The organism is Clostridium boliviensis (assembly GCF_033342255.1).
Lineage (GTDB): Bacteria > Bacillota > Clostridia > Lachnospirales > Lachnospiraceae > Lacrimispora > Lacrimispora boliviensis.
Map to the genome: position 1 here is coordinate 19,443 of NZ_JAWONS010000124.1, position 19,987 is coordinate 39,429.

The following is a 19,987-nucleotide window of genomic DNA, read 5'->3' on the forward strand; positions in this document are numbered from 1 at the left end:
TTAAAGAGTAAATTCCTATATGTTGCCTGCTGATTCAATACGTTCCTGAACCTCTGCAGGAACATTCTTTTCATAGAGAGCCTGAAGCACACCCTCCATATCTTCATTTATTTGTGCGTCATTTCGATACTGCCGCAGAGCTTCCAATTTCTCCAGTCCGTAGTATATTTGGATTAGAGTTGTTTTCATATTTAACCTCCATTTAAGTAAGCCAAGTAGGTGCATTCATCATAAACACCTTAAGCAACTGGCTATGAATTTGAGCCAAGTTGGTGCAACCTTTCTTCTGGGTTAAACATCAGTGTGCTAGAAATCCTCAAGTGCATGTATCAGACTGCCGGGAAGCTCCTCCAGCTGTGCTGCCACAGCCCGCTCCTCTTGTGGAGGAGTAACTCTCAATGAGAGCTGATTTATTTCCTCTCGAACTGCCTGTCGCACAACTTGTTCCATAAGACTGTTTTGTTTAGCGGTTAGAATACTGGACACCACAAATTCAGTTCGGTGACGGCTGGCCTGCTGCGTGAACAGCCGCTCTGCTTCCTGGTGTCTGAGATCGTCCATATCAAAAGATAAATAGTATCGTTTTCGCATAGTCTTATCCCAGCAGGAGCTTGTACCCGTCCGCATTGGCAAACCGGTTCAGCACAGCAACAATATTAATCTCATTTCCTCGCAGCCGGGATTCCAGCAGCTCCGCTCCGCCGCCTGCAAACACAGTAGGGAGCCTTAAATCCAAGCCTCGTTCCCGCAGAGCGTTCAGCAGTTCCTTGCAGTAGGCAAACACTTCATACTCCACTGTTTCTTCAATTTTCTTATGATCAGTGTGTTGAATTTTCCCTCGGATAGCGTCAGTGATCAAAGCATCCGAAAGCAGAATGCCGCTTTTCTGCAGAGCGTCCTGAATGCGGCTGTAGAGGATGATCGTTCCCAAACGCAGACTAACACAGCTTGCACGCTCCAGCTTGAAATTATGGGCTGTGAGAACATCCACCGTATAACCGCCGATGTCAACGAGGGTAATGCTTCTGTATTCCTGCAAACGAGGATAATACCGGCACAGTGCCGCATGTCCCTGGGCGAACACTTTACAGTCAGAAATACGACATTGGTATGCTGTACCTTCGAACTCAAAGGACACATTTTGTAGAAAATACCGCCGAAACGCTTCTTTTTGTGTACCATAACTGTCGATGGGAAGCCCTACACCAAGCATAATATCTGAATCCGTTATACCAACACGTTTCATAGTTTCGGCAATAGCTGGCAGGGTGAGAATAAAAGTGTCCTGCTCCATTGTCTTATCCTGTTGAAAACGCAGACGTCGCTCTCCGATGGCGTAATAGCTGCCTTCATAGAACAGCTGAAGCTCCGGAGTTAAAAACTCCCGGTCACTTACAGTAAAACCAGAAGCATAAAGCAGACCGTCCGAGGATTTTGTATTGTAGTTTCCATTGTCTATTCCAAACTTGATCATGGCAGAAACCTCCTTTTCTTTTTCTGCGGTTACAGTTACATCCCCATAGTCATACCCGGCGTTTCCTCCTGAGAATCCTCTGATGGTGTTTCGGATGGCACTTGTTCTGTCTGTATCTCCGCAGCTGCCTGCTCCCTCTGGCGTCGATTCTGACGGACAGGTCGTTCTGGTCGTTCTCTTACAGAGGATGTATCCTGGCCTTCCTGCGGCGCAGACACCTGCTCCATGCGGCTCTCCACATATTCCCGCACCTGCGCAGGAACTGCTTTTTCATAGGTTTTGTCCAAATAATCCTTCAGCTCCTGTTCAATGGTGAGCTCCTTTTTGTCCATAAAAAAACGGAGTGCTTCCAGTTTTTCCGACGGAAAAGATACCTTTAATTCTGACATGCTCATTGCTTTTCCTCCTATAATTTTAATTTCTATTTCCAGCAATTACGGTCTTCAATTTGCCGTATTTTTCGCATAAGGTCTTGCATACAGCACCTGTTTGTCTGCATCAAACAGGTCCCGGTACACAACCCGTCCTCTGGAAGATGAGGCGTCCACTACCTTGCCATTGCCGGCATAGATTCCCACATGAGTAATATTGAGATAACGTCCGTTTACTTTGTGGCTCCAAAACACAAGATCACCTGGAGCAAGATCGGCTTTCGAAACGGTCAGACCATTGTTGACACAATATTTTCCCTGCTCAGCAGCGGTACCAGGAAGATTAACCCTCAGCTGATGGTATATCCACTGTACAAGGTAACTGCAGTCGGTATAAGCTGCCTGACCACGAAGCTCCTGTGAGTAGGGATCTCCCAGACGGGACAGCGCAAGCTGAACAGCCTGGGAACCAGTTTCTCCGGCAGTCAGATCATAGGTGGGATTGACAAACTGTTCCGGCAGCCAATCCGACCACTGATCAAATCGGTCTCCTTCGCCTGCTGCGCCGGTTCCATACAAGGCCCGGTAATAAATTTCCGAGGCATTTGCCTGATTTTCATAAGAAATTCTGCGTCCGAGTGTACTTTCTAAATTTCTATAAATTACTGGAAGGGAAGTAAGCGGCACCGCTACGGTGTAGGTCTCCTCATGCTCCACTTCGTCCTCATCCGTCCATGTACGAGTGCGTTCCTCGTAGCGAACGAAGCAGTCAGTAAATGACTGATAATCAATTCCTCGCAAGGATTCAGCGCCGAAATACAGAGAATAAAAAATAGCCTTAACCTGTACAGGGTCAAGACTTCCCTCCTCAATCATCAATGTGATTTCAGCAATAATCACATCCAGCTTAGAAAAACTTTTACGCATGTCCTCAATATATTCTCGATAATCCTCCGGCACCTGACCTGTAATAACTCCGTTATGAAAGGATAGCTGAACAGCGGCGTTGTTATGGTTCGCAGTTCCAGACAAAAGACTGGAAATCATGACAATAATCAGGATAAAAGGTGTTAAAATCGCGGCAATGAGAACACCCACCGCCTTCCATGTCCGTTTATCTGCAGCTGCCATAATTGCTGCCTTTGCCGCTATAGTAATCGTTACGGGATCAGCCATGGCCGCACCTCCTTTTTGTAAACATACACACGAATTATCCTAAAAGGGCAGTAAAACTTATTTTTTACCACCATTTCTGTCCGAACAGATTCCCCTGCTGCTGCTCATACTGTTCCTGACTCTGTGCTAACTGAATCGATTTTTCCACTGCCTGTTCCAGAAAGTCCGTATCAAAACCAGCCGAGTGATAACCCTCCAGAATGGTATTAAGATAATAATCCGAAGGGGCTCCAAACGGGCGCCCATCATTCATGATATACACCGTGGCATTTACTGATCTGCCGCCTAACTCCACAGGAAACAGCTCCTTTCGGTAAAAATTCGGATATCCTTCATACCGATCAAGAGCAAGCTCATCTTGGGGACGAATTTTCCACAAGAGAACCGGAACCCTTGCACCGATAAGAGGCTCCACAGTTGCAACAGCACTACTGCGACTCCCCCGGAACAGCATCTCATAATCTTTCATTTCACTAGTACCTATTACCTCTGCAGTAGGGCACCGATAGGCCATTTGAGTAAGGTTCAAATTACTGCCATAAGCAATATATAAGGTTTCTTTTTTCATTTAGGCATTCCTCCTTCTACATGGACATAGTAAGACCGGGGCTTTGCTCTTCTTCCCCGGCCTGATCTGTTTCGTATTCTGTTACTGACTCCGTCTGCGCCGAAACGCTCTGTTCCTCCTCTAAATGCCGTTCTTTTTTCTGCCGTAATCGTTCTTTTTGCTGCTGGGCCTGTGCCGGGTCACGCCAGGCAATACAGCCATCCAGATGTTCCAACAGATGCAGCCTTGCGGTTTTGAATTCATCTCCAATAAGACCAAGGCGCAGCAGCCAAGTGCGGAATGTATATTTCTCGTTGGTGGTCTGTGTCTTGGTTCGGCTAGCACAGCGCTGATTCAGGGCCTGTGCGGAAACCGCCATACATAACTGAATGTACGCTTTGATCTTGCCGGCATGGGTAGTGCTGTTGAATAAACGGAACTCCACCGTACCCTTCTGGAATACACTGTGCAGATTTAAACAGTGGTAGCGGCTGTCATGGTAATGCTCATGGCTGCCATCCGTGCCGTTATACCAGATGCCGCTGACCTGATCCAGAGTTTTAGGTCTTCTACGGTTTAATTCCTCCAGAAAGCGGCTTTCTACCGGCTTACACCATCGGTGCTGTCTATCGACAGTCACCTGCAGAGCCTTATAAATCATATCCTCCTTGGCTGCCATAATATTGGTGATATTCCGAAGCGTGTTTGCATTAAAGGGAGAGGCGTCCACGTGTACATGGATGCCGCAGGAGCTGTTGGTGATTGCACCAGCCTCTCGAAGCTTGCGGATTAGCTCCTGCACCGTTTCGATGTCCTCCCAGCGACAGATAGGGCTGACCATCTCGGTTTTGTATTCACTCGGAGCGGAAACAATTTGACGTCCAGATTTTTTCTGTGCAGTAATACTGGAATCACTCATAAACTTCCATTTACGCCCCTGAGAATCCAACGCAGAATAGGTATCATAACAAGTGCCGTCGTAATGGCTGGCAGTTGTGAAGTATTCGGCCGCAACCTTTGCTGCCTGTTCACGAGTCACGCCGGTCATCTCAATTTCAATGCCAAACCGCTGTTCCTTCATGTCCATGAGTTATACTCCCTTCGCCATATATTCCGGACAGTCATCAGCGACCGCCTGCCTTTCCGAATAACTTTGCCTTATGCTCCGGTGCATGAACCATCAGGTTATAGCGTTCATTGCCGCATTTATAAAGGCACACACCCTGCTGGGGATAACGGATGAGCTCAAATTCGGATTTCTCCAGCTGGAGGGTATCCATATAGAATTTTGCATCAATGGAGCCTGCATTAAAAAGGAACTGGTGCGTCGGGATGGAGAACAGGGGCTTGGTCAACTCTCTTATATGCTCTACATTAAAATCCTCCAGATTCTGCGAAGCAAGAATGACGGCACTTTCCTTTTTACGTACACGTTTCATAAAGTTGCGGATATATTCAATTGCGGTTAGGTTCGTCAGGAACAGATACAGTTCATCAATGCTGGCAGCGGTGTTCCCGGTAGTTAAAAGCTCATTGCTCATATAGGACAGCACGTTGAACAGTAAGGCGTTTCGCAGATTTTTACTGGCATTTAACACACCCTTAACACCAAAAGTTATAAAATCATTGCTGGTGATGTTGGTGTGGCCGTTGAAAAACTTTGACTCTGCTCCCTTGCACATGGAATGAAGTCCAAGGCAAATTTCCCGCAGAGAATCTGCTGTATAAAGCTGTCGGTGACTTTCATCAAAGTTCTTGTATTCCGTTTCAATGAAGTCGTACAAATCAGAAAGAATGGGGTAATCCGTATGCTTTAATCGGTCAAAATTACTTCGATCGGTGATACCCCATTTTTCATAAAGCCTCCCCAGCATGATTTCGATTGTGTCAATCTCTCTGTCAGTAAAGTCCTTATAAGTGCGAAAAAAATCCTTTAGAAAACTGATGTGCTGGCTGAGCTTGCTGGTCTGCCGGAATGCCTGGGGTGCCTCTGTATCTTTTGGATCGCCGGTATCATCCCAGCTTTTGGGCTCCAATACATTGATAATGAATTCTCCAGACATGAGGTCGATGAAGCAGCCACCGAGATTGAGGGTCAGTTCCTCGTATTCCATTTCGGGATCTAGTCCAATGATGTGCATGCCGGATTCCCGCAGATTACACAAAATAAGCTTTAGAAGGTAACTTTTTCCTTGACCGGAATTTCCAAGAATGAGGATATTAGCATTGGTTTTGTCATCAGCACGGCGGTTAAAATCTGCCAGAATATTACTGCCGAATTTATCCCGACCAAGATAGAAGCCGTTGGGATCGGTCTTGCCGGAGTAATTAAAGGGATACAGGTTTGCGACCGAGCTGGCAGGAAGCACCCGTTCAAACTGATCTCCGAATACGTTATAGCCGGAGAGCATGACACATTGAAATCCCTGCTGTTGACGCAGCATCAGGCGGTCCACGTTGAGCTTACTCCGGATGAGTTCGGTTAAAACCTCCGTCTGTAAGAGCTTCAGCTGGTCATAGTCATGAGAGGTCAGCTCTATATACACAGCAACATGAAGCAGTGGTTCCCGGCTCCGATGCATCTGCGCCACAATAGTCGCAACATCATGCAGATTGCTTTCCGCTGTGACCGTCTGCTGTAAATCCTGTGTACTGGTACTTTGCATACGGTTTTTGTTTGCAGCATTTGATATGATCTTCTTTTCCTCTACCGGGGTAACATGACGGGTATAGAGGTGCAGCGTCACACTGTCCTTTTCACCAAGATGACGGAGGATGGCCTGCTCATCAGTAGCGGTTGGGTACTCACGAAGTGCCCAAACGCACCGATAGGTATTACCACAGATAAAGTGATCGGTATTGAATTTGATTACCGAGGGCGCAATCATATCAAGAAACTCCTGAATTTGGATATCCTTCTGCGATATACTCTTAGAATTACTTTTTTTCGACATGGGCAAACTCCTTTCGTTTGATTTAAATCAAAAAAACCGCCACTAAAAAGTGACGGCTTGCGGATGCAAAATATTAAATTGGCAAAGAGAAAGACCCCCATTATTACTGGAGGTCTTTCTCTTTAAAATTGTTGTTGCTGTGTTTGTTCCTGTGAAATTGCCATTCCAAGATAGCGGTCAAGCTGCTCTTCCTCTAGGGATACAATCATATTGGAAAATGGTTTAATATCCCGTTCTACTGCATAAGCTTCCAGAACATTAAAATATTCCAGACGGTTTTCCTTTGCGATAGATATTGGCAAAAAGCCATGAGCCATCAGCTGATAGTTCATAATCAATCTGGAGGTTCTTCCATTTCCATCCGCAAACGGATGAATTCTCACAAACTCAGCATGGGTCCAAGCCGCAAGCTCAATTACATTTTCTATTGCTCTATCCTGCAAATCCATATAAAATGATTTTACCTGACGATACATCTCGTTAGGGCTTGGTGGTGTATGGGAGGCACCAGAAATATAAACATCTACGTTCCGATATATTCCTCCAATCATAATATTCTCCATTAAAATAGCATGTAAGTCCTTAATGATATGCTCGTCCAAAGGCTTCTTTTCCGAGATACAGTTTTTTACATACTGATAGGCTTTGTTATGATTGATGACTTCATAAATTTCCCGAAGTTTTTTTCCACCTACGGACAGACCTTCCTCCAATACCACCTTAGTTTCCAAAAGGGTAAGTGTGTTTCCTTCAATTGCTGTTGAATTATGTGTATATTGTAGTTCAAATTGCTGAGCGTAGCTTTTTACCGTTATTTCAGGGAGTGAATCTTTAATTTGTTCGTAGTCATCTCTCTTTTGAAGCAATACTTTATAATCCAAGCTATCCACTCCTTTCTTCTCTGTTCCTAATATGATATTTTACCATGTTTTGGTTATTTATTCAATGCAAGACTAAGATATTAATCACCAAGTATCACCCAACGCTCACCGTCATAATCCTCAAATTTTTCGGTTGTAACATTCTGTTCAAAATAGACTGCCAGTAATCGCTTAATATCTTCCTTGCTAGCTCGTTGTGCAATGAATTCCTGCTCCCTCAAGATTTTCTCTATGCGATTTAAATAAGGGAAAACCTCGCTTTCCTTTTCGTTACAAAGCCGTATGATGACGAGGAACTCCCGCGCAGTTGCCATCTGCACCTGTATACGATCAAGATGAAGAAGATCCAACTCCAGCAACTTCCGCACAGCCGATTTATCTTCCTGATCCATACGGCTTCGCAAAAATCGCTTATTATCCTCGTAGCTTTCCCGGCTATTGAGACAAAGGAACTCTAGCTCAGCGAAGCCTTTGAGAACAGTCATCAACGCATATATACGAGCTGATATACTTTCTTCTGATAGAACAGAAATATTTGTGGGCTTAATCATAAAATATACCAGACGATCGCTCCTGTAGGTTTCAAGACAATAATCCATCACCTCTCTGGTTCCAATTAGTTGACGGGTGACCTGACGCTGTCTTGTACTTTTCTGTTCTTTACTCATTTTGGATACCCCCATTCGTAGGTCTGCTGTTTCGTTAAAAAGAAAGCGCAGGAATATTTAATAAAGTCAAGGATGCTGATATCATCAAAACGAATTGTTAAAAAGGCATAAAGGGCGGTAATCACAATAGGTGGCAAAAGCCACAGCTGCACAAATGCAAACACAGATATTAAAAGTCCCACTCCGATGATGCCAATATCCCGCAGCTGCCACAACCAGAGTGTGGCCCTTGATTTTAAGTTATCCGGATAGATGTACATGCGTATTCCTCCTGTTCCTTTCTAAATTTAGTAAATAGGCGATTCCCCGGAGCACATGCTCCACACAGGGAATCGCTACAGTCCATCATATAGGCTGCCGAGAGTTAACGGCTTTATCAATATCGTATTCCGGTGGATGGCCCTTCCTCTGACATAAATTCCTTTCTTATTTTGCTATGCTCCATAATTTCCTCTTCTGATACTTTCCTAACTGGTACACCCAGCTGTTCGGCCTCTTTAAGCTCGTAAAGCATTCCGGTGCTGATGCAGGAACCGCACAGCCATAATTCCTCACATGTAATGAGTATCCGAAGTCCCATTTGAATTCCAATTTTCCGTTCTTTAGGAACCATATCATCCAGCAGCTGAGGATAAATCAGATGCACCGCCACCGGGGCACAGTTCTGCGAGATGGCATAGTGGCAGGCTTCCTGTGCAAACCTTATATTTCGTTCAACCTCACCTGCATAGGGGGAACAGATATATACCAGCTTCATTTTGCCACCGCCTTTACAATGGTCTTTGTGATATTCATGGCTGTCTGCCCTGCATAGACGGCACTCATAAAGTTGGCTTTCGTACTGGTATCCAGCCCAAAAGCTCCGGCGATCCGGGGAATTTCTCCTGCTGCCAGCATCAGACCTAACCCAAGCAGAGCATTATCCTTAATCACCATCAAACCTGCAATGAGAATGGTGGCCTGCAGAAAAGCAGTCAGGCACAGACCTACAATCTGCTTACACCAGCCAGTAAAACCATCAATGTATCCACGGGGAACAGAAAACATATATAGACTCCCCACTGCAATCTGAATGATCAGGATTCCTCCGCGCTTAAGATTTGCAAAAAACACCTTGATTACGGCATAACCCATCATAATCAGGATAAATAGCATCATGATGGGGCTGGTGATAATGCCCAGCCCGCCGAAAACACCAAGGCTGCCTGCACTTTCAAGGCTGCCTGCTGCGGAAAGCTCGCTTATAATGTTGCCTGCAAGAGTGTTTAACCCGCTTCCAGAGCCGGTTATGCCAGTTGCCAGGCTGCTCTGCAGAGAAATAGACAGCTTGTAAAGCTCTACCGGAACTGTAGAAAACAGTCCTACCGCCATAAAGCCCTTAATAGCATTAAGAGCAGTATCTCGGATACTTCCTCTTCCGGACTGATATTCAATCGCACATTCAAACATGGACACTACCAGCCCAGTGCCATAGAGCGACCAAGACAGGTAAACAAAAAATAGCACAATTGACTTAACCCAGCTCATCTCGAACAGCTCTGCCCCCATACCACCCATGGCAGAAAAGAAATTTCCGAGAAATCCTATAATCTGACTATAAATCCAATCAAGAATCTGACCCAGCACCGTATCGGCTACAAAGTCCCATATGAACATGGCATCACCTCCAAAAAAGGAGCCCTTTCAGGCTCCTATCAATACAAATTAAGTCAGTTTACATCTAATTAACTTCCATTTCATTAAATTAAAAAAAGCCCTCCGAGAGATTCGGAAAGCATTACTTGACATTTTATCTTTTCTGAGCTTACATGGTATTGGCGGGGTTTCCTCGACAATAAAAAACGTCATGGCAGGCTGATGTGCTCGCAACACACCAACCCTGCGCTAAGGTGATTCGACCACCCAGCACAACCGCAAAGCGGCACCACGACAAGATTATTATACTTCATCTGTCGGTGCGGCACAAGATGAAAAAACAAGCGTGTGCATGGGAAATGGGGTGTACTTACCCCCACCTTTGCATGCGCTTTTATAATACGGGAAATTCCCGACCACATTATGAAAGGTCGGGATACTATGAATATTTTTGAACACAAATCCAGTTTTCTGGGAAGGCAGGAGGTTGATTACTCTGGAGACTCCCTCTTGTCACTGCTAAGGCTTGCCAAGCAGATCCGGCAGAGACTTGGAACACAAGGCTATTTGCTGGACTGCTACCTCTCTCTCTTTTTCGAGGGCGTCAACACAGTACTTACTTATGAGGCCGCTAGCGATGGCTTTATGGGGTGCGGTGAATTCCAGAGCCTATGCCTTCATGTACTGGACGGCACTGAGCCAAATAATCCGCCTCCTCTTTATCAACGGATATTGGAAACTTATGAAATGCAGAGAAAAAAATTATCCTTTCAGGAATATAACACGCAATTGTATATGCTTCTTGTTTTTCTTGAAGACGAACTGCAGGCTTATGCAACTGAGTGCTTCGTAAAAGAACAAGTAAAAATTATAGAGGATGTGATTGATTTCTTCCAACTAAAGGAGTTTTATAACCAAATTTCTCAGATAGTAGGCGAACCATTTATGGAAGAACTCAACTTAAGGCTGAAAAAGCGGTTTCTGCTTGCTCCAATTGCGGCAGTGTTTGCTCAAGGCTTTACTGATGAATTAATTGACAGGCTTAGGTGCCGTGATCCAGAAACTAGCAAACAAATATTTCAGCTTATGATGGATGTCCTGTAACAGTAATAAGCAACTGGAAAAATATAAGCACAGGGAGATATGACTTTCTGTGCTTTTCTGCTTTGTTATAGATTTGAGAAAATCATTGAGCGAATAAAATAAGCATTACACGAGATTTTGAAAAATAGTCCAACCAAATAAAATCTTACTTATCATGAAGTTGAGCCGTTGCATCAAAACGAAGATGCAACGGCTTCTGCTTTGCCTATATGCCTAAGATGCCTCAGTCAATGTTTTCATGAAGCTGGTGGATAGGATCTTCGATTTATAGTAAAATGATTAAAAAGCAGACTGCTGTGCCGCGAAACTTATACACAAGTGCAAGGTGATCAACAGTTCGAAAAATTGTGATTAAAAAATAACACTGTTTTTTAAAAGAACTGAACTCATTCAGAGAATCAGTTCTATCTACTATTTTAATTTTTTTTTGAAATTTGAAGATGTCTTGTAACCTTTTATTATTTTCATTTGTATTATTGGTGAAAAGCTTTTCAAACAGATCAAGGAGAACACTTATGAAACCATCAGTTGAAATACTAATTGAAAAATATCGGAACAGTATTTATGCTGTGGCATTTAATATGTGTAAAAGCGTACATGATGCCGAAGATGTTGTTCAGGATACTTTCATCCAGTATTTATTACACAAAAAAGATTTTGAATCAGAGCAGCACATTCGCGCTTGGCTCATCCGGGTGGCTATTAACAAAGCAAAGAATAAGAACAATACTTTTTTCAGACGGAATTCAATGCCATTGGAGGATTACATAGAAACATTGACGTTTGAGTCCGAAGAGTCCTCCGACTTATTAGAAACAGTGATGAAACTTCCGGAAAAGTATCGTATCGTCATTCATCTGTTTTATTACGAGGATTATTCAGTAAATGAAATTGCGAATATTTTGAGGGTGACACCAAGCAATGTAAAGGTAAGGTTGTCACGCGGGAGAATGTCGCTTCGCAACACACTAAAGGAGGTATGGGAAGATGACGAATAAGGAAAAATATAAACAGGCGTTTTCTGCAATTCATTCCTCTAAAGATTTTTCTTTGGATGCAGAAATAATGGAAAGAACAAATAAACAGCACAAATTCAATACGATGATTGCTTCTGTTGCTGCCTGTGTGATGATTTTGGGCAGCGCCACAGCTGCATATGCCTCAGATGTAGGTGGAATTCAGCGCATCTTCCAGCTTTGGATTCACGGTGACCAAACGGAGGCTACTATTCAGTTCGATGGAAGTGGAAGTTACCGCATGGACTACACTGACAGCGAAGGAAATGTGAAGCATCAAGGTGGAGGCGGGGTTGCATTTGCACCTGACGGAACTGAAATACCTGCGTCGGAAGAAGATCTTATGGAACAGTTGACAGCCCCAGAAGTGGAATATAAGGATGACGGCTCCGTTTTAGTTTACTGGTTCGATCAAAAAGTTGACATTACCAATAAGTTTGATAATGGCGTTTGCTATGTCAAGCTTGAAAGCGACAAAGAAACCTTGTACATGACCGTAAAGTTTCAAAATGGTTATTCCACCAGCCCTCATAAATACATGAGTCCTTCTGAATTTAACTGATGCCGTGCTAAACCCAGAACTGAATTAATCTTGTGAAAATTGCTCTAGTAAGGAGATTATGAACACACCCTCTGTTAGTGTTTAATTTCACCACACAATATAATACGACTTATCACGAAGTTGAGCCGTTGCATCAAAACAAAGATGCAACGGCTCCTGCTTTGCCTATATACCCAAAATGCTCCAGATATATAAAGGACAAGTTAATGTAAAAACAAGGCAAGCAAAAAGAATAGCAGGCGCAGCAAATTCAAACTGACCATGCTTACGATAATCAAAATATGTAGTTCCAAGTTTAGCAAAAAAGAAGACTGCTAAAATTAAGTCAATAGCTGGAAATACCACCTTGTTAACAACAGTCTTTATTTGGCTGGACGCATCATTCCATGTGCTCTCAACGGCTCCAGCAACATCACCGCTTCCAGCAGCGAGTGCAGTCATTCCAAACAGGAAAATCAACAACAATACTATATTAAGGATTACAAGGATACGTTTTAGCTTCATTGAAATTGCACCTCTTTCTTTAATTTTAAAATAGACCACCAAGTTAACAGTGCACTCTTTCCTTCTGCCAATCAGGGCATTACAGGAGCGATATGCCAATCATCCCAAAGACTTCCATGAATATACACCGAGTCAGTTAGATTCATGGATAGCATACCATCAGGGGTCCAGCAATCAAAAAGCCATGTATACGGTGTATATCTGCCGTCTGGCATCCATATGGGAGTAAAATGCGTCCGCCGTTTATAAGTTGAAAATTTATTTTTCGGAAATTCAAATTTTGCATAATATCCAGACTGAGTCTGATCAAGCAGCCTCCAATAGTTCTGGTAATTAAATTCTGGTAAATAAGTCAAGGCCGTCTGTGCATTCGTCACAGCTGATGATTGATTGGTACTAACATGAGCAGTTGTAGCTTGATTGATTCCGTATCCACTTTTTAAATCTTTGTCTGAAGCAGTTGGGTCTTTTTCATCCGGAGTGATACTCATAGAGGCCGAAAGACTTGCACTATATGAATTCCAGTCAAATTTCCACCAGCCCTCATCTTCCCAATACCCATCATCATCGTCATCTCCGTCATGCCACACCCAATTCTCCTGCCACCATGGGTGCCAGATTCCCCATGACGCCGAGGTCTTCTGAATATTATTTGGTATAGATGAGGCGGTGTATGAGTCGTTACGATCACCCGCCAGTGGATTAGGAGGATCGTTTCCTAACAGGTCTACAATCTTTGCGGTAATTGTCCCCTTATTCACCACACCTCCTCCTGTCGCAGATACACGGATAATCATGGTCTGCGGAGTAGAAGGTGTCGTCCACCTTACCCAAACCAACTGACTATCTCCCTCCGGATAATACACACCACTTACTGTATAAATCTCACTCCCAACAGTAAATTTAACTTTTACAGGATTATCTGGATCAGCCTGCCCACCGCTAACAGTTACTGAGGTAATCACCTCTGTGTTGATTCTATATTCGTAATCATAATCCTCAGCTTCTGGCGGTATATCTGTCTCTTTAAATCGAACAATCCCCAAACCCAAGGCTGTTTTTATTTCCTGATTAGTTCGAATACCTGTTTTTGGTCCACTCCATGCTGGATACCCCAAATCTTCCGCCTCCAAAAACATGGAAAGAGGTAAGTTTTGAAAAGCAGACGTTGGAAGCACAGCACGTACCGCTCCGCTTGTTAATTCATCATACATGGCTGCTTCTGTTGCCGTCATTGCCATATATAATCCCTGAAATTTAACATATATAATTGGTTCCAGCAACAGCTTATACCTTCCTCCAATCAATACATTAAAATCCATTCCGGTCTGTTTAGCGATACTTCGTATGACCTGCTCATCTGTGAAATAACTTTTTATCGCCTCAATGCTGGCTGCTCCAAGACTTTGGGAACTGATAATCTTCGGAAGTGACTGATCCGGTTTCTTACACACATATACTCCTGTATTCAAACTAAGCACCGATCCACCCGAATAAGAAAGCTTACAAACCTTTCCAAACGAATAAGAAATATTGCTTAATCTCTTATTTGTAAGATCAATGGGTGTCGTGACCGGTTTTCGACTCTCATCTTCCACCACAGTTACCCGAACCCCTTCCATTCCCGGAGTCCAACTGTTTTGTGAGGTTCCCTGTCCCATGCTTCCTCACAGGGTAAGCGCCCAACGCCTTACTGCCTTTTAAAGCGGTAGGTTTTCAGACACTCCCCTCCGAACCGTACTGACATCTCTCGATGTATACGGCTCTCCATTTATCTATCAATTTTCAGTCTAATTTTCCTGCGTGTAATTTTTGATGACACTCTAAACAGAGCACCATTGTTTTTCTTCTCATAGCAATCATGTGACGTTCCCAATTTTTCTTGCCTTTTAGATTTTTAAGCTTTTTCACATGGTGGACTTCCATTGGTACATCTGTCGCACCGCAGTATTCACACTTGTTGGCTTTTAATCTGGCAATCATGCCGGAACGCCCATATCTTCTGCTAATTGACGGAACTTTGTCAACGCTGGCGGAGGTTACGACTTGCATATTTTCCTTTTTGAAACCCTCGTTATAAAAAAACATTTTCTGCTTGCCTTTTTTGGTTTCATACTCCACCCCGAATTTCTTGTCATACCCAAACTGTTTTCTGATTTGACCTATGCGTTTTTGATATTTTCGCCCATAGGTTTTAAACATACTGAATTTCATCACGTAAAAGAAGTTGTTCAGCACGCTCACGTTATCCGCAATACAATAATAATTATACATACCACGGATTTCAAAATTGTATTGCATGAGTATTTCAAGGTCGTCGTTGTTGACTAGATAATTTCTGTGAACAGGTTTGTAGATTTCTCGATTGCCGTTATTCTTGTCATATTTGATTTGCAGAGCGCCGTATTCAGTGAGTTTGTTAAGCCATTTTTCTTTTGGAATATAGAGCTGTATTCTGCCCATGCGTGTACGTCTTGTTTTTCCGTTTTTATGACGTTTAATGCTTTCGTCCTTGGTTGTATAGATTTCGTACCCCAAAAATTTTGCTTTGTCATTGCTGCTGTGAGTGATAAGTGTTTTCTCACCAGAAAGTTCCAGCTTTAACGTTTCATACAGATAACGTTTAATATCAGCTTTGATGTTCTCTGCATCTTCCTTGCTTCCAATCACACCGCACAGCCAATCATCGGCATAACGAACATACACCAGTCGTTTATAGCCCTCATCCATTTGGTCAGAGTAGGGCAGAGTGTGCATTTGTTTCTTCAATCCTTTGGCATATTTGATAACAGGTTTCTTTTCCTCGGCGGTCAATGTTTTCCATTTAGCTTTTGGATACTTTTTGTGTCGAATGTACCTTAACTTGTATTCCCAATGCCTGTATTCGGGGTTTTCTGTTCTTCCATTTCCCTTATCAAAGCCCTTTTTGTAGGACTCCATGTATTTGTCAAACTCATTTAAATAAATATTTGACAATAGGGGGCTGATGATAGAGCCTTGCGGAGTGCCCGAATAGGTTTTGTTGTACACCCAATCTTCAAGGTATCCTGCCTTTAGAAATTTCCATATCAAAGCCAAAAAATATTCATCCTGTATTCTTTTACGCAAAAGTGCCACCATAATTTGGTGGTCGATGTTATCAAAGAAACCTTTAATATCGCCCTCAATGAACCACCTTACTGCTGTAAACTCACATTTGATTTGCTTTAAAGCTGTATGACAGCTCCGCTCCGGTCTGAACCCATGAGAATTTTTGCTAAAGGTATCCTCATAAATGCTTTCCAAAATCATTCTGACAATTTCCTGCACCAGCTTATCATCAACTGACGGTATCCCAAGGGGACGTAGCTTACCGTTTTTCTTTTTGATGTAAATTCTTCGTGCAGGATTGGGCTGATAGCTATGGTTTTTCATTTGTTCTATCAGTCCGTTAATCCTGTTCATACCCATTCCGTCAATGGTTTTGCCGTCTGTACCCTCTGTCATGTTTCCCTCTTTGTCGTAGATATTTTGATATGCTAAAAGATAGAATTCAGGATTATACAGATTCCGATACAGTCTTTCAAACCTGTAGCTTTCTTGGCAGGCTTTTGACTTCAAACTGTTTAATACATCAATCGGATTTCTCAATGCCTCACGCACCTTTCTTCAATTTGTATTAAAAGATAAACTGTTCCCCTTCGCCATGAGGAGTTTCACCTCGTGTAACTGGCATTACCCAGTCGCAGACTACTATGGGAACTCTGTTACCTTGTCGGATATTCAGTGTCATCTTTCTTGAGTTTCACCCCTTGAAATTTATCACCTTGCGGCATTACACATAGCTATTTACATAGCGTTCCGATTTAGGCAATCTCCGTTTAGACCATTAAGAACATAGCTTGTTAGATTGTCGGATATGACGTTCGCCTTTTCCCATTTATTATGGGTGGTTGATGTTAGTATCATGAACACTTGCACGTGGGCGGGTATGCAATTTCAACATCACTCTGACTTTACAACTATCCTTACGTCAGCGGCTCGACTATGCCACCTCAGACTGTCATTCAAGTAATAAAACTTTTATCCTCATATCTAACTTTTTACCTTGCCGTTACATCTAAGCCATGATAGTTAGGCTCATTTACAGCGTTACAGACATGCTACACTCCCTGCGTTGTTTCCATTGCAGATAAGTCTGTTGGTAATCGTGCGGTTAATTTAATAACCTTTGATACTTTTACACAACTGTCTTGCCAAAGACAGATTTCTTAATAATCCGCGTGCATAGTATTTCTACGCACTTACGGACGCAGCACCATTGTCAATATTTCCATCGCCGATTGCATAGGCTGTTACTGGAGATAAGGTCACCATAAGAATCATAAGAATCAGATGAAAAATACCTCTCATACTGCTCCCTTCCACAAAAAAAGCACCACCCCTAAATTTGAGGCGATGCATTTTCTGATAATTGTTACTTTTAATCCATTGAACCAATTTTATTTCCATTTTCGTACATATCCTCAATAGTCTCTTGAGATACGCCTCCGCCATTGTCTTCTACCCAACCAAAACCTGGAACATAAATTTCCCCTTCATGATTATTTTCTGATTCTGATGGTGATTGCGTAGGTGCAGTCGTTGATTGAACCTTATTCTCTTCCGCCTGCACCGCGGTAGTTACTTTTTCTCCGCTTGGTGTTTTAGTCGGATCTTTTTTTGCTTCTTCTATAGGTTCAGCGGGTTTTGTTACCTCTGGCTGAATACTCTGCTCGGTACCACTTGAATCTCCGGTATCCATATTCTGTATACCCGCTTCTGTGGAAGTAATCGGCTGAACGCTTACTTCTTGCGTAGTAACCGGAGTTGTCGTTTCCTCTCCCGTGACTCTCTGTGTTGAAATGGTCGGAGAATCTGTAGTTGTTTTCAACGCAGCGGTAGTTGCCTCTGCTTCAACAAGTGTCTCCGTCTTAAATCGGGAAACAATTGCAATTACCAGGATGATACACATAAAACCGATTCCTGTGACAATACACCATTTCTTTTTGCTGTCAGATAGTTTCATTCAAATCTCCCCCTTTTTCAGTATAAGTTTCTCCTTTATTCAGTAACACACATTACCACAGTTACTTTCGCAAGTCTATGGTACATATGTGAGAACTTAAAATAAAGGCATATATTTAGCCATAACCTTCAGATTTATTGTCATTGGCGGAAGGAAATTTCCTCCAAAAGATACCGGAACTTCCAACCGTATTGTCGTATCAACCAAAAGACCATTTGAATTGTCAGGAATTGCAGGAGCAAACGGCATGTTATCTAAACTGACAGATAGAGCTGACAATCGGAACTCGGCTGTGCTCCCGGCATATTTCACATGATATCCCTTTTCCTGTCTTAATCCAAGCACTTGATCCAAACGACTGTAAATATCACCATAATCCAAACTTTCCTCAAAATCATCCGCAAACGGCTGATATGCTCCCGAGTAACCTTCCCTTACACCGTGATATACGTCATCATAGCTGTCATTTACAGTCGAAATCACAGCGGACTGTACTGCATCACGAACACCTTGTGCGACAATCATCAATCGGAGGCCCTCCGAAATAACACACAGAAGTAGTAAAAGGGCAAGGGCTGTTGCGACAGTAAGAGGAAAAGACGAACCTTTCTTACTTTTTAGTATATCACCGACTTTAACAGTTGTCACTTCCAATACACCTCACTTTTACCAGATGACTTAGCTGCCAGAGTGATAGGAAAACTGCCGAAACCTCCGAAAATCCCAATATCTGTCTGCATGGTTAAAGTTACCGTAAACTCTTCATTCAGCTGGATTTTTCCAGTCTGGGACCATGAGATATCCGGTTTAAGACCTGTCTGTTCCGTTAATATCTGTGCTCTACGGGTGGTTTCCGTCCCAACACCTCCTGCTACTTCTGCTTCACGGCAAAGCTCACTTGCATAGATGTCCAGCTTGTTTTTGGAGATAAATACCGGCAGAACACTGACACCGGCGGCAATCACCAGCATAACACACAGAACCAGTACCGCCACATCAACATATCCCTCCCCACACTGAGAACGCAGGAGTTTTAGTATAGATGTACCACCTCGTCCAAGTTTTAAAACATAGCGTCCTCCATCTCTCCCACTCTCTGAACATGATACGCCATAGCACATGCTCCCACTATCCTCTTTCTGTCTCTTTTCATCTTTAACCATAAATCCCTCCTAAAACATGCTGCCTAAAGAATCCATAATCTGTATTGCAATGATGACCAGATAGGTTAGTAGAAAGCACATCAACATCACAAAGGAATACAAACGGATCTTCGGAGGGACTTTCTGCGCCTGACCTTTTAAACGCTGAAGTTCCAGCGCTTTGAAGTCATGAGCCAGCATTTGAAAATATACGGCACTATCGTCTCCTCTTAGGACGCCAATGAGTCCTCTGACTACATCGGATAACATGGGTGAATTAAATCTTGCTTCAAATCTAGTAAGTGCTGCCTCATAGTTGGAGGAACGCATATCGGCCGTCAGTATATCCAGCTCCTGAGCAAAAGCAGAGCTGGCGTTCTTCTTGTATGTTTCCAACATCGCCAGTACATCACGACTGGCTTTTAAGGTCTGCTCTATGGTTGCCACGAACCGCGGCAGTTCTCCTTCAATCTGACCCCTTTTTACTTTCAGCTGTTCGTCAGCCTTTCGTATCTCTTTGAAATATGACAGTACCGCAAGGAACACCACAATAGGAATAAGTAACGGAAGCAGAATCAGACATGGAATAATTCCGGACAGAATAGCTCCGGCCTTTGTGATGGCATATGCCTCATATACTTCCGGGGTCACAGAATAACCTGCCGCTTTTAAAACATTGCTCATACGACTGTGCTTATATTCATCCAATCGAATGTATTTCGACACCCTTACTGCACCGGACATCAAACAGGCTTCCACGGTTCCAGAAGCTCTTTTACTGCTACTTCCTGCTCCCCACATAGCTTTTGACGTACTCAAAGTGGGGAGCTTCAAAACATCTGCCAAAAGAAAGAACAGTCCTGCCGCAAGTAGGAATCCAACCAAAAATAGTTGTCCCATCAACCC

Annotated in this window: 23 protein-coding genes; 3 read left to right on the plus strand and 20 right to left on the minus strand. The window is 43.2% G+C overall.

Going from position 1 to position 19,987, the window contains the following annotated elements; all coding sequences use genetic code 11:
* Positions 1-15 precede the first annotated feature (15 nt).
* The 13 genes from RZO55_RS08465 to RZO55_RS08525 all read right to left on the minus strand — a co-directional run bounded on the left by RZO55_RS08465 (position 16) and on the right by RZO55_RS08525 (position 9,727).
* Complete coding sequence (locus RZO55_RS08465) at positions 16-189, minus strand: DUF6103 family protein (RefSeq protein ID WP_318063846.1); 174 nt, start codon at positions 187-189, stop codon at positions 16-18.
* A gap of 117 nt (positions 190-306) precedes the next feature.
* Positions 307-591: a plasmid segregation centromere-binding protein ParR gene (locus RZO55_RS08470; RefSeq protein ID WP_318063847.1), complete on the minus strand. Its 285-nt coding sequence runs from the start codon at positions 589-591 to the stop codon at positions 307-309.
* A 4-nt stretch (positions 592-595) separates the two neighbouring features.
* Positions 596-1,474, minus strand: a complete 879-nt coding sequence (locus RZO55_RS08475) for a ParM/StbA family protein (RefSeq protein ID WP_318063848.1) — start codon at positions 1,472-1,474, stop codon at positions 596-598.
* 35 nt (positions 1,475-1,509) lie between these two features.
* Positions 1,510-1,869, minus strand: coding sequence for a DUF6103 family protein (locus tag RZO55_RS08480; protein WP_318063849.1), 360 nt, complete (start codon positions 1,867-1,869; stop codon positions 1,510-1,512).
* Between the two features lie 48 nt (positions 1,870-1,917).
* Positions 1,918-3,021 carry a C40 family peptidase gene (locus RZO55_RS08485; RefSeq protein ID WP_318063850.1) on the minus strand — a complete coding sequence of 368 codons (1,104 nt, stop codon included), beginning with the start codon at positions 3,019-3,021 and terminating at the stop codon, positions 1,918-1,920.
* A gap of 64 nt (positions 3,022-3,085) precedes the next feature.
* Complete coding sequence (locus RZO55_RS08490; protein WP_318063851.1) at positions 3,086-3,589, minus strand: gamma-glutamylcyclotransferase family protein; 504 nt, start codon at positions 3,587-3,589, stop codon at positions 3,086-3,088.
* Positions 3,590-3,605: 16 nt separating this feature from the next.
* On the minus strand, positions 3,606-4,655 hold the full coding sequence (locus tag RZO55_RS08495; protein ID WP_318063852.1) for an amidoligase family protein: 1,050 nt from the start codon (positions 4,653-4,655) through the stop codon (positions 3,606-3,608).
* Between the two features lie 37 nt (positions 4,656-4,692).
* Entirely contained in the window at positions 4,693-6,522 is a 1,830-nt protein-coding gene (locus RZO55_RS08500; RefSeq protein ID WP_318063853.1) for a VirB4 family type IV secretion system protein, read from the minus strand.
* Between the two features lie 122 nt (positions 6,523-6,644).
* On the minus strand, positions 6,645-7,403 hold the full coding sequence (locus RZO55_RS08505; RefSeq protein WP_318063854.1) for a Fic family protein: 759 nt from the start codon (positions 7,401-7,403) through the stop codon (positions 6,645-6,647).
* 80 nt (positions 7,404-7,483) lie between these two features.
* Entirely contained in the window at positions 7,484-8,071 is a 588-nt protein-coding gene (locus RZO55_RS08510; protein ID WP_318063855.1) for a hypothetical protein, read from the minus strand.
* Positions 8,068-8,331: a hypothetical protein gene (locus tag RZO55_RS08515; protein WP_026889870.1), complete on the minus strand. Its 264-nt coding sequence runs from the start codon at positions 8,329-8,331 to the stop codon at positions 8,068-8,070. Before RZO55_RS08515 ends, RZO55_RS08510 begins: the two co-directional genes overlap by 4 nt.
* Before the next feature lie 116 nt (positions 8,332-8,447).
* Complete coding sequence (locus RZO55_RS08520) at positions 8,448-8,828, minus strand: DUF7768 domain-containing protein (protein ID WP_318063856.1); 381 nt, start codon at positions 8,826-8,828, stop codon at positions 8,448-8,450.
* The gene (locus RZO55_RS08525; RefSeq protein ID WP_318063857.1) at positions 8,825-9,727 is read right to left on the minus strand and encodes a conjugal transfer protein TrbL family protein; all 903 of its coding nucleotides are present in this window, start codon (positions 9,725-9,727) and stop codon (positions 8,825-8,827) included. The genes RZO55_RS08520 and RZO55_RS08525 overlap by 4 nt, the downstream gene beginning before the upstream one ends.
* Positions 9,728-10,129: 402 nt before the next feature.
* Between RZO55_RS08525 and RZO55_RS08530 the strand changes: the two genes are divergently transcribed.
* From RZO55_RS08530 to RZO55_RS08540, 3 genes are all read left to right on the plus strand, one after another.
* Positions 10,130-10,810: a hypothetical protein gene (locus RZO55_RS08530; RefSeq protein WP_318063858.1), complete on the plus strand. Its 681-nt coding sequence runs from the start codon at positions 10,130-10,132 to the stop codon at positions 10,808-10,810.
* 515 nt (positions 10,811-11,325) lie between these two features.
* Complete coding sequence (locus RZO55_RS08535) at positions 11,326-11,808, plus strand: RNA polymerase sigma factor (protein ID WP_318063859.1); 483 nt, start codon at positions 11,326-11,328, stop codon at positions 11,806-11,808.
* Complete coding sequence (locus RZO55_RS08540; protein ID WP_318063860.1) at positions 11,798-12,388, plus strand: hypothetical protein; 591 nt, start codon at positions 11,798-11,800, stop codon at positions 12,386-12,388. Before RZO55_RS08535 ends, RZO55_RS08540 begins: the two co-directional genes overlap by 11 nt.
* Before the next feature lie 165 nt (positions 12,389-12,553).
* Here the strand turns inward: RZO55_RS08540 and RZO55_RS08545 are convergent, their stop codons facing one another.
* The 7 genes from RZO55_RS08545 to RZO55_RS08575 form a co-directional block, all read right to left on the minus strand.
* Positions 12,554-12,892, minus strand: a complete 339-nt coding sequence (locus RZO55_RS08545) for a DUF3852 domain-containing protein (protein WP_318063861.1) — start codon at positions 12,890-12,892, stop codon at positions 12,554-12,556.
* 71 nt (positions 12,893-12,963) lie between these two features.
* The gene (locus RZO55_RS08550) at positions 12,964-14,553 is read right to left on the minus strand and encodes a DUF8195 domain-containing protein (RefSeq protein WP_318063862.1); all 1,590 of its coding nucleotides are present in this window, start codon (positions 14,551-14,553) and stop codon (positions 12,964-12,966) included.
* 124 nt (positions 14,554-14,677) lie between these two features.
* Positions 14,678-16,522 carry a reverse transcriptase/maturase family protein gene (locus RZO55_RS08555; protein WP_318063912.1) on the minus strand — a complete coding sequence of 615 codons (1,845 nt, stop codon included), beginning with the start codon at positions 16,520-16,522 and terminating at the stop codon, positions 14,678-14,680.
* 832 nt (positions 16,523-17,354) lie between these two features.
* Positions 17,355-17,939 carry a DUF6550 family protein gene (locus RZO55_RS08560; protein ID WP_318063863.1) on the minus strand — a complete coding sequence of 195 codons (585 nt, stop codon included), beginning with the start codon at positions 17,937-17,939 and terminating at the stop codon, positions 17,355-17,357.
* Positions 17,940-18,035: 96 nt separating this feature from the next.
* Positions 18,036-18,464, minus strand: a complete 429-nt coding sequence (locus tag RZO55_RS08565; RefSeq protein ID WP_439100037.1) for a hypothetical protein — start codon at positions 18,462-18,464, stop codon at positions 18,036-18,038.
* 119 nt (positions 18,465-18,583) lie between these two features.
* The gene (locus RZO55_RS08570; protein ID WP_318063913.1) at positions 18,584-18,979 is read right to left on the minus strand and encodes a DUF4320 family protein; all 396 of its coding nucleotides are present in this window, start codon (positions 18,977-18,979) and stop codon (positions 18,584-18,586) included.
* Positions 18,980-19,111: 132 nt separating this feature from the next.
* The gene (locus RZO55_RS08575; RefSeq protein WP_318063865.1) at positions 19,112-19,981 is read right to left on the minus strand and encodes a type II secretion system F family protein; all 870 of its coding nucleotides are present in this window, start codon (positions 19,979-19,981) and stop codon (positions 19,112-19,114) included.
* Positions 19,982-19,987 lie beyond the last annotated feature (6 nt).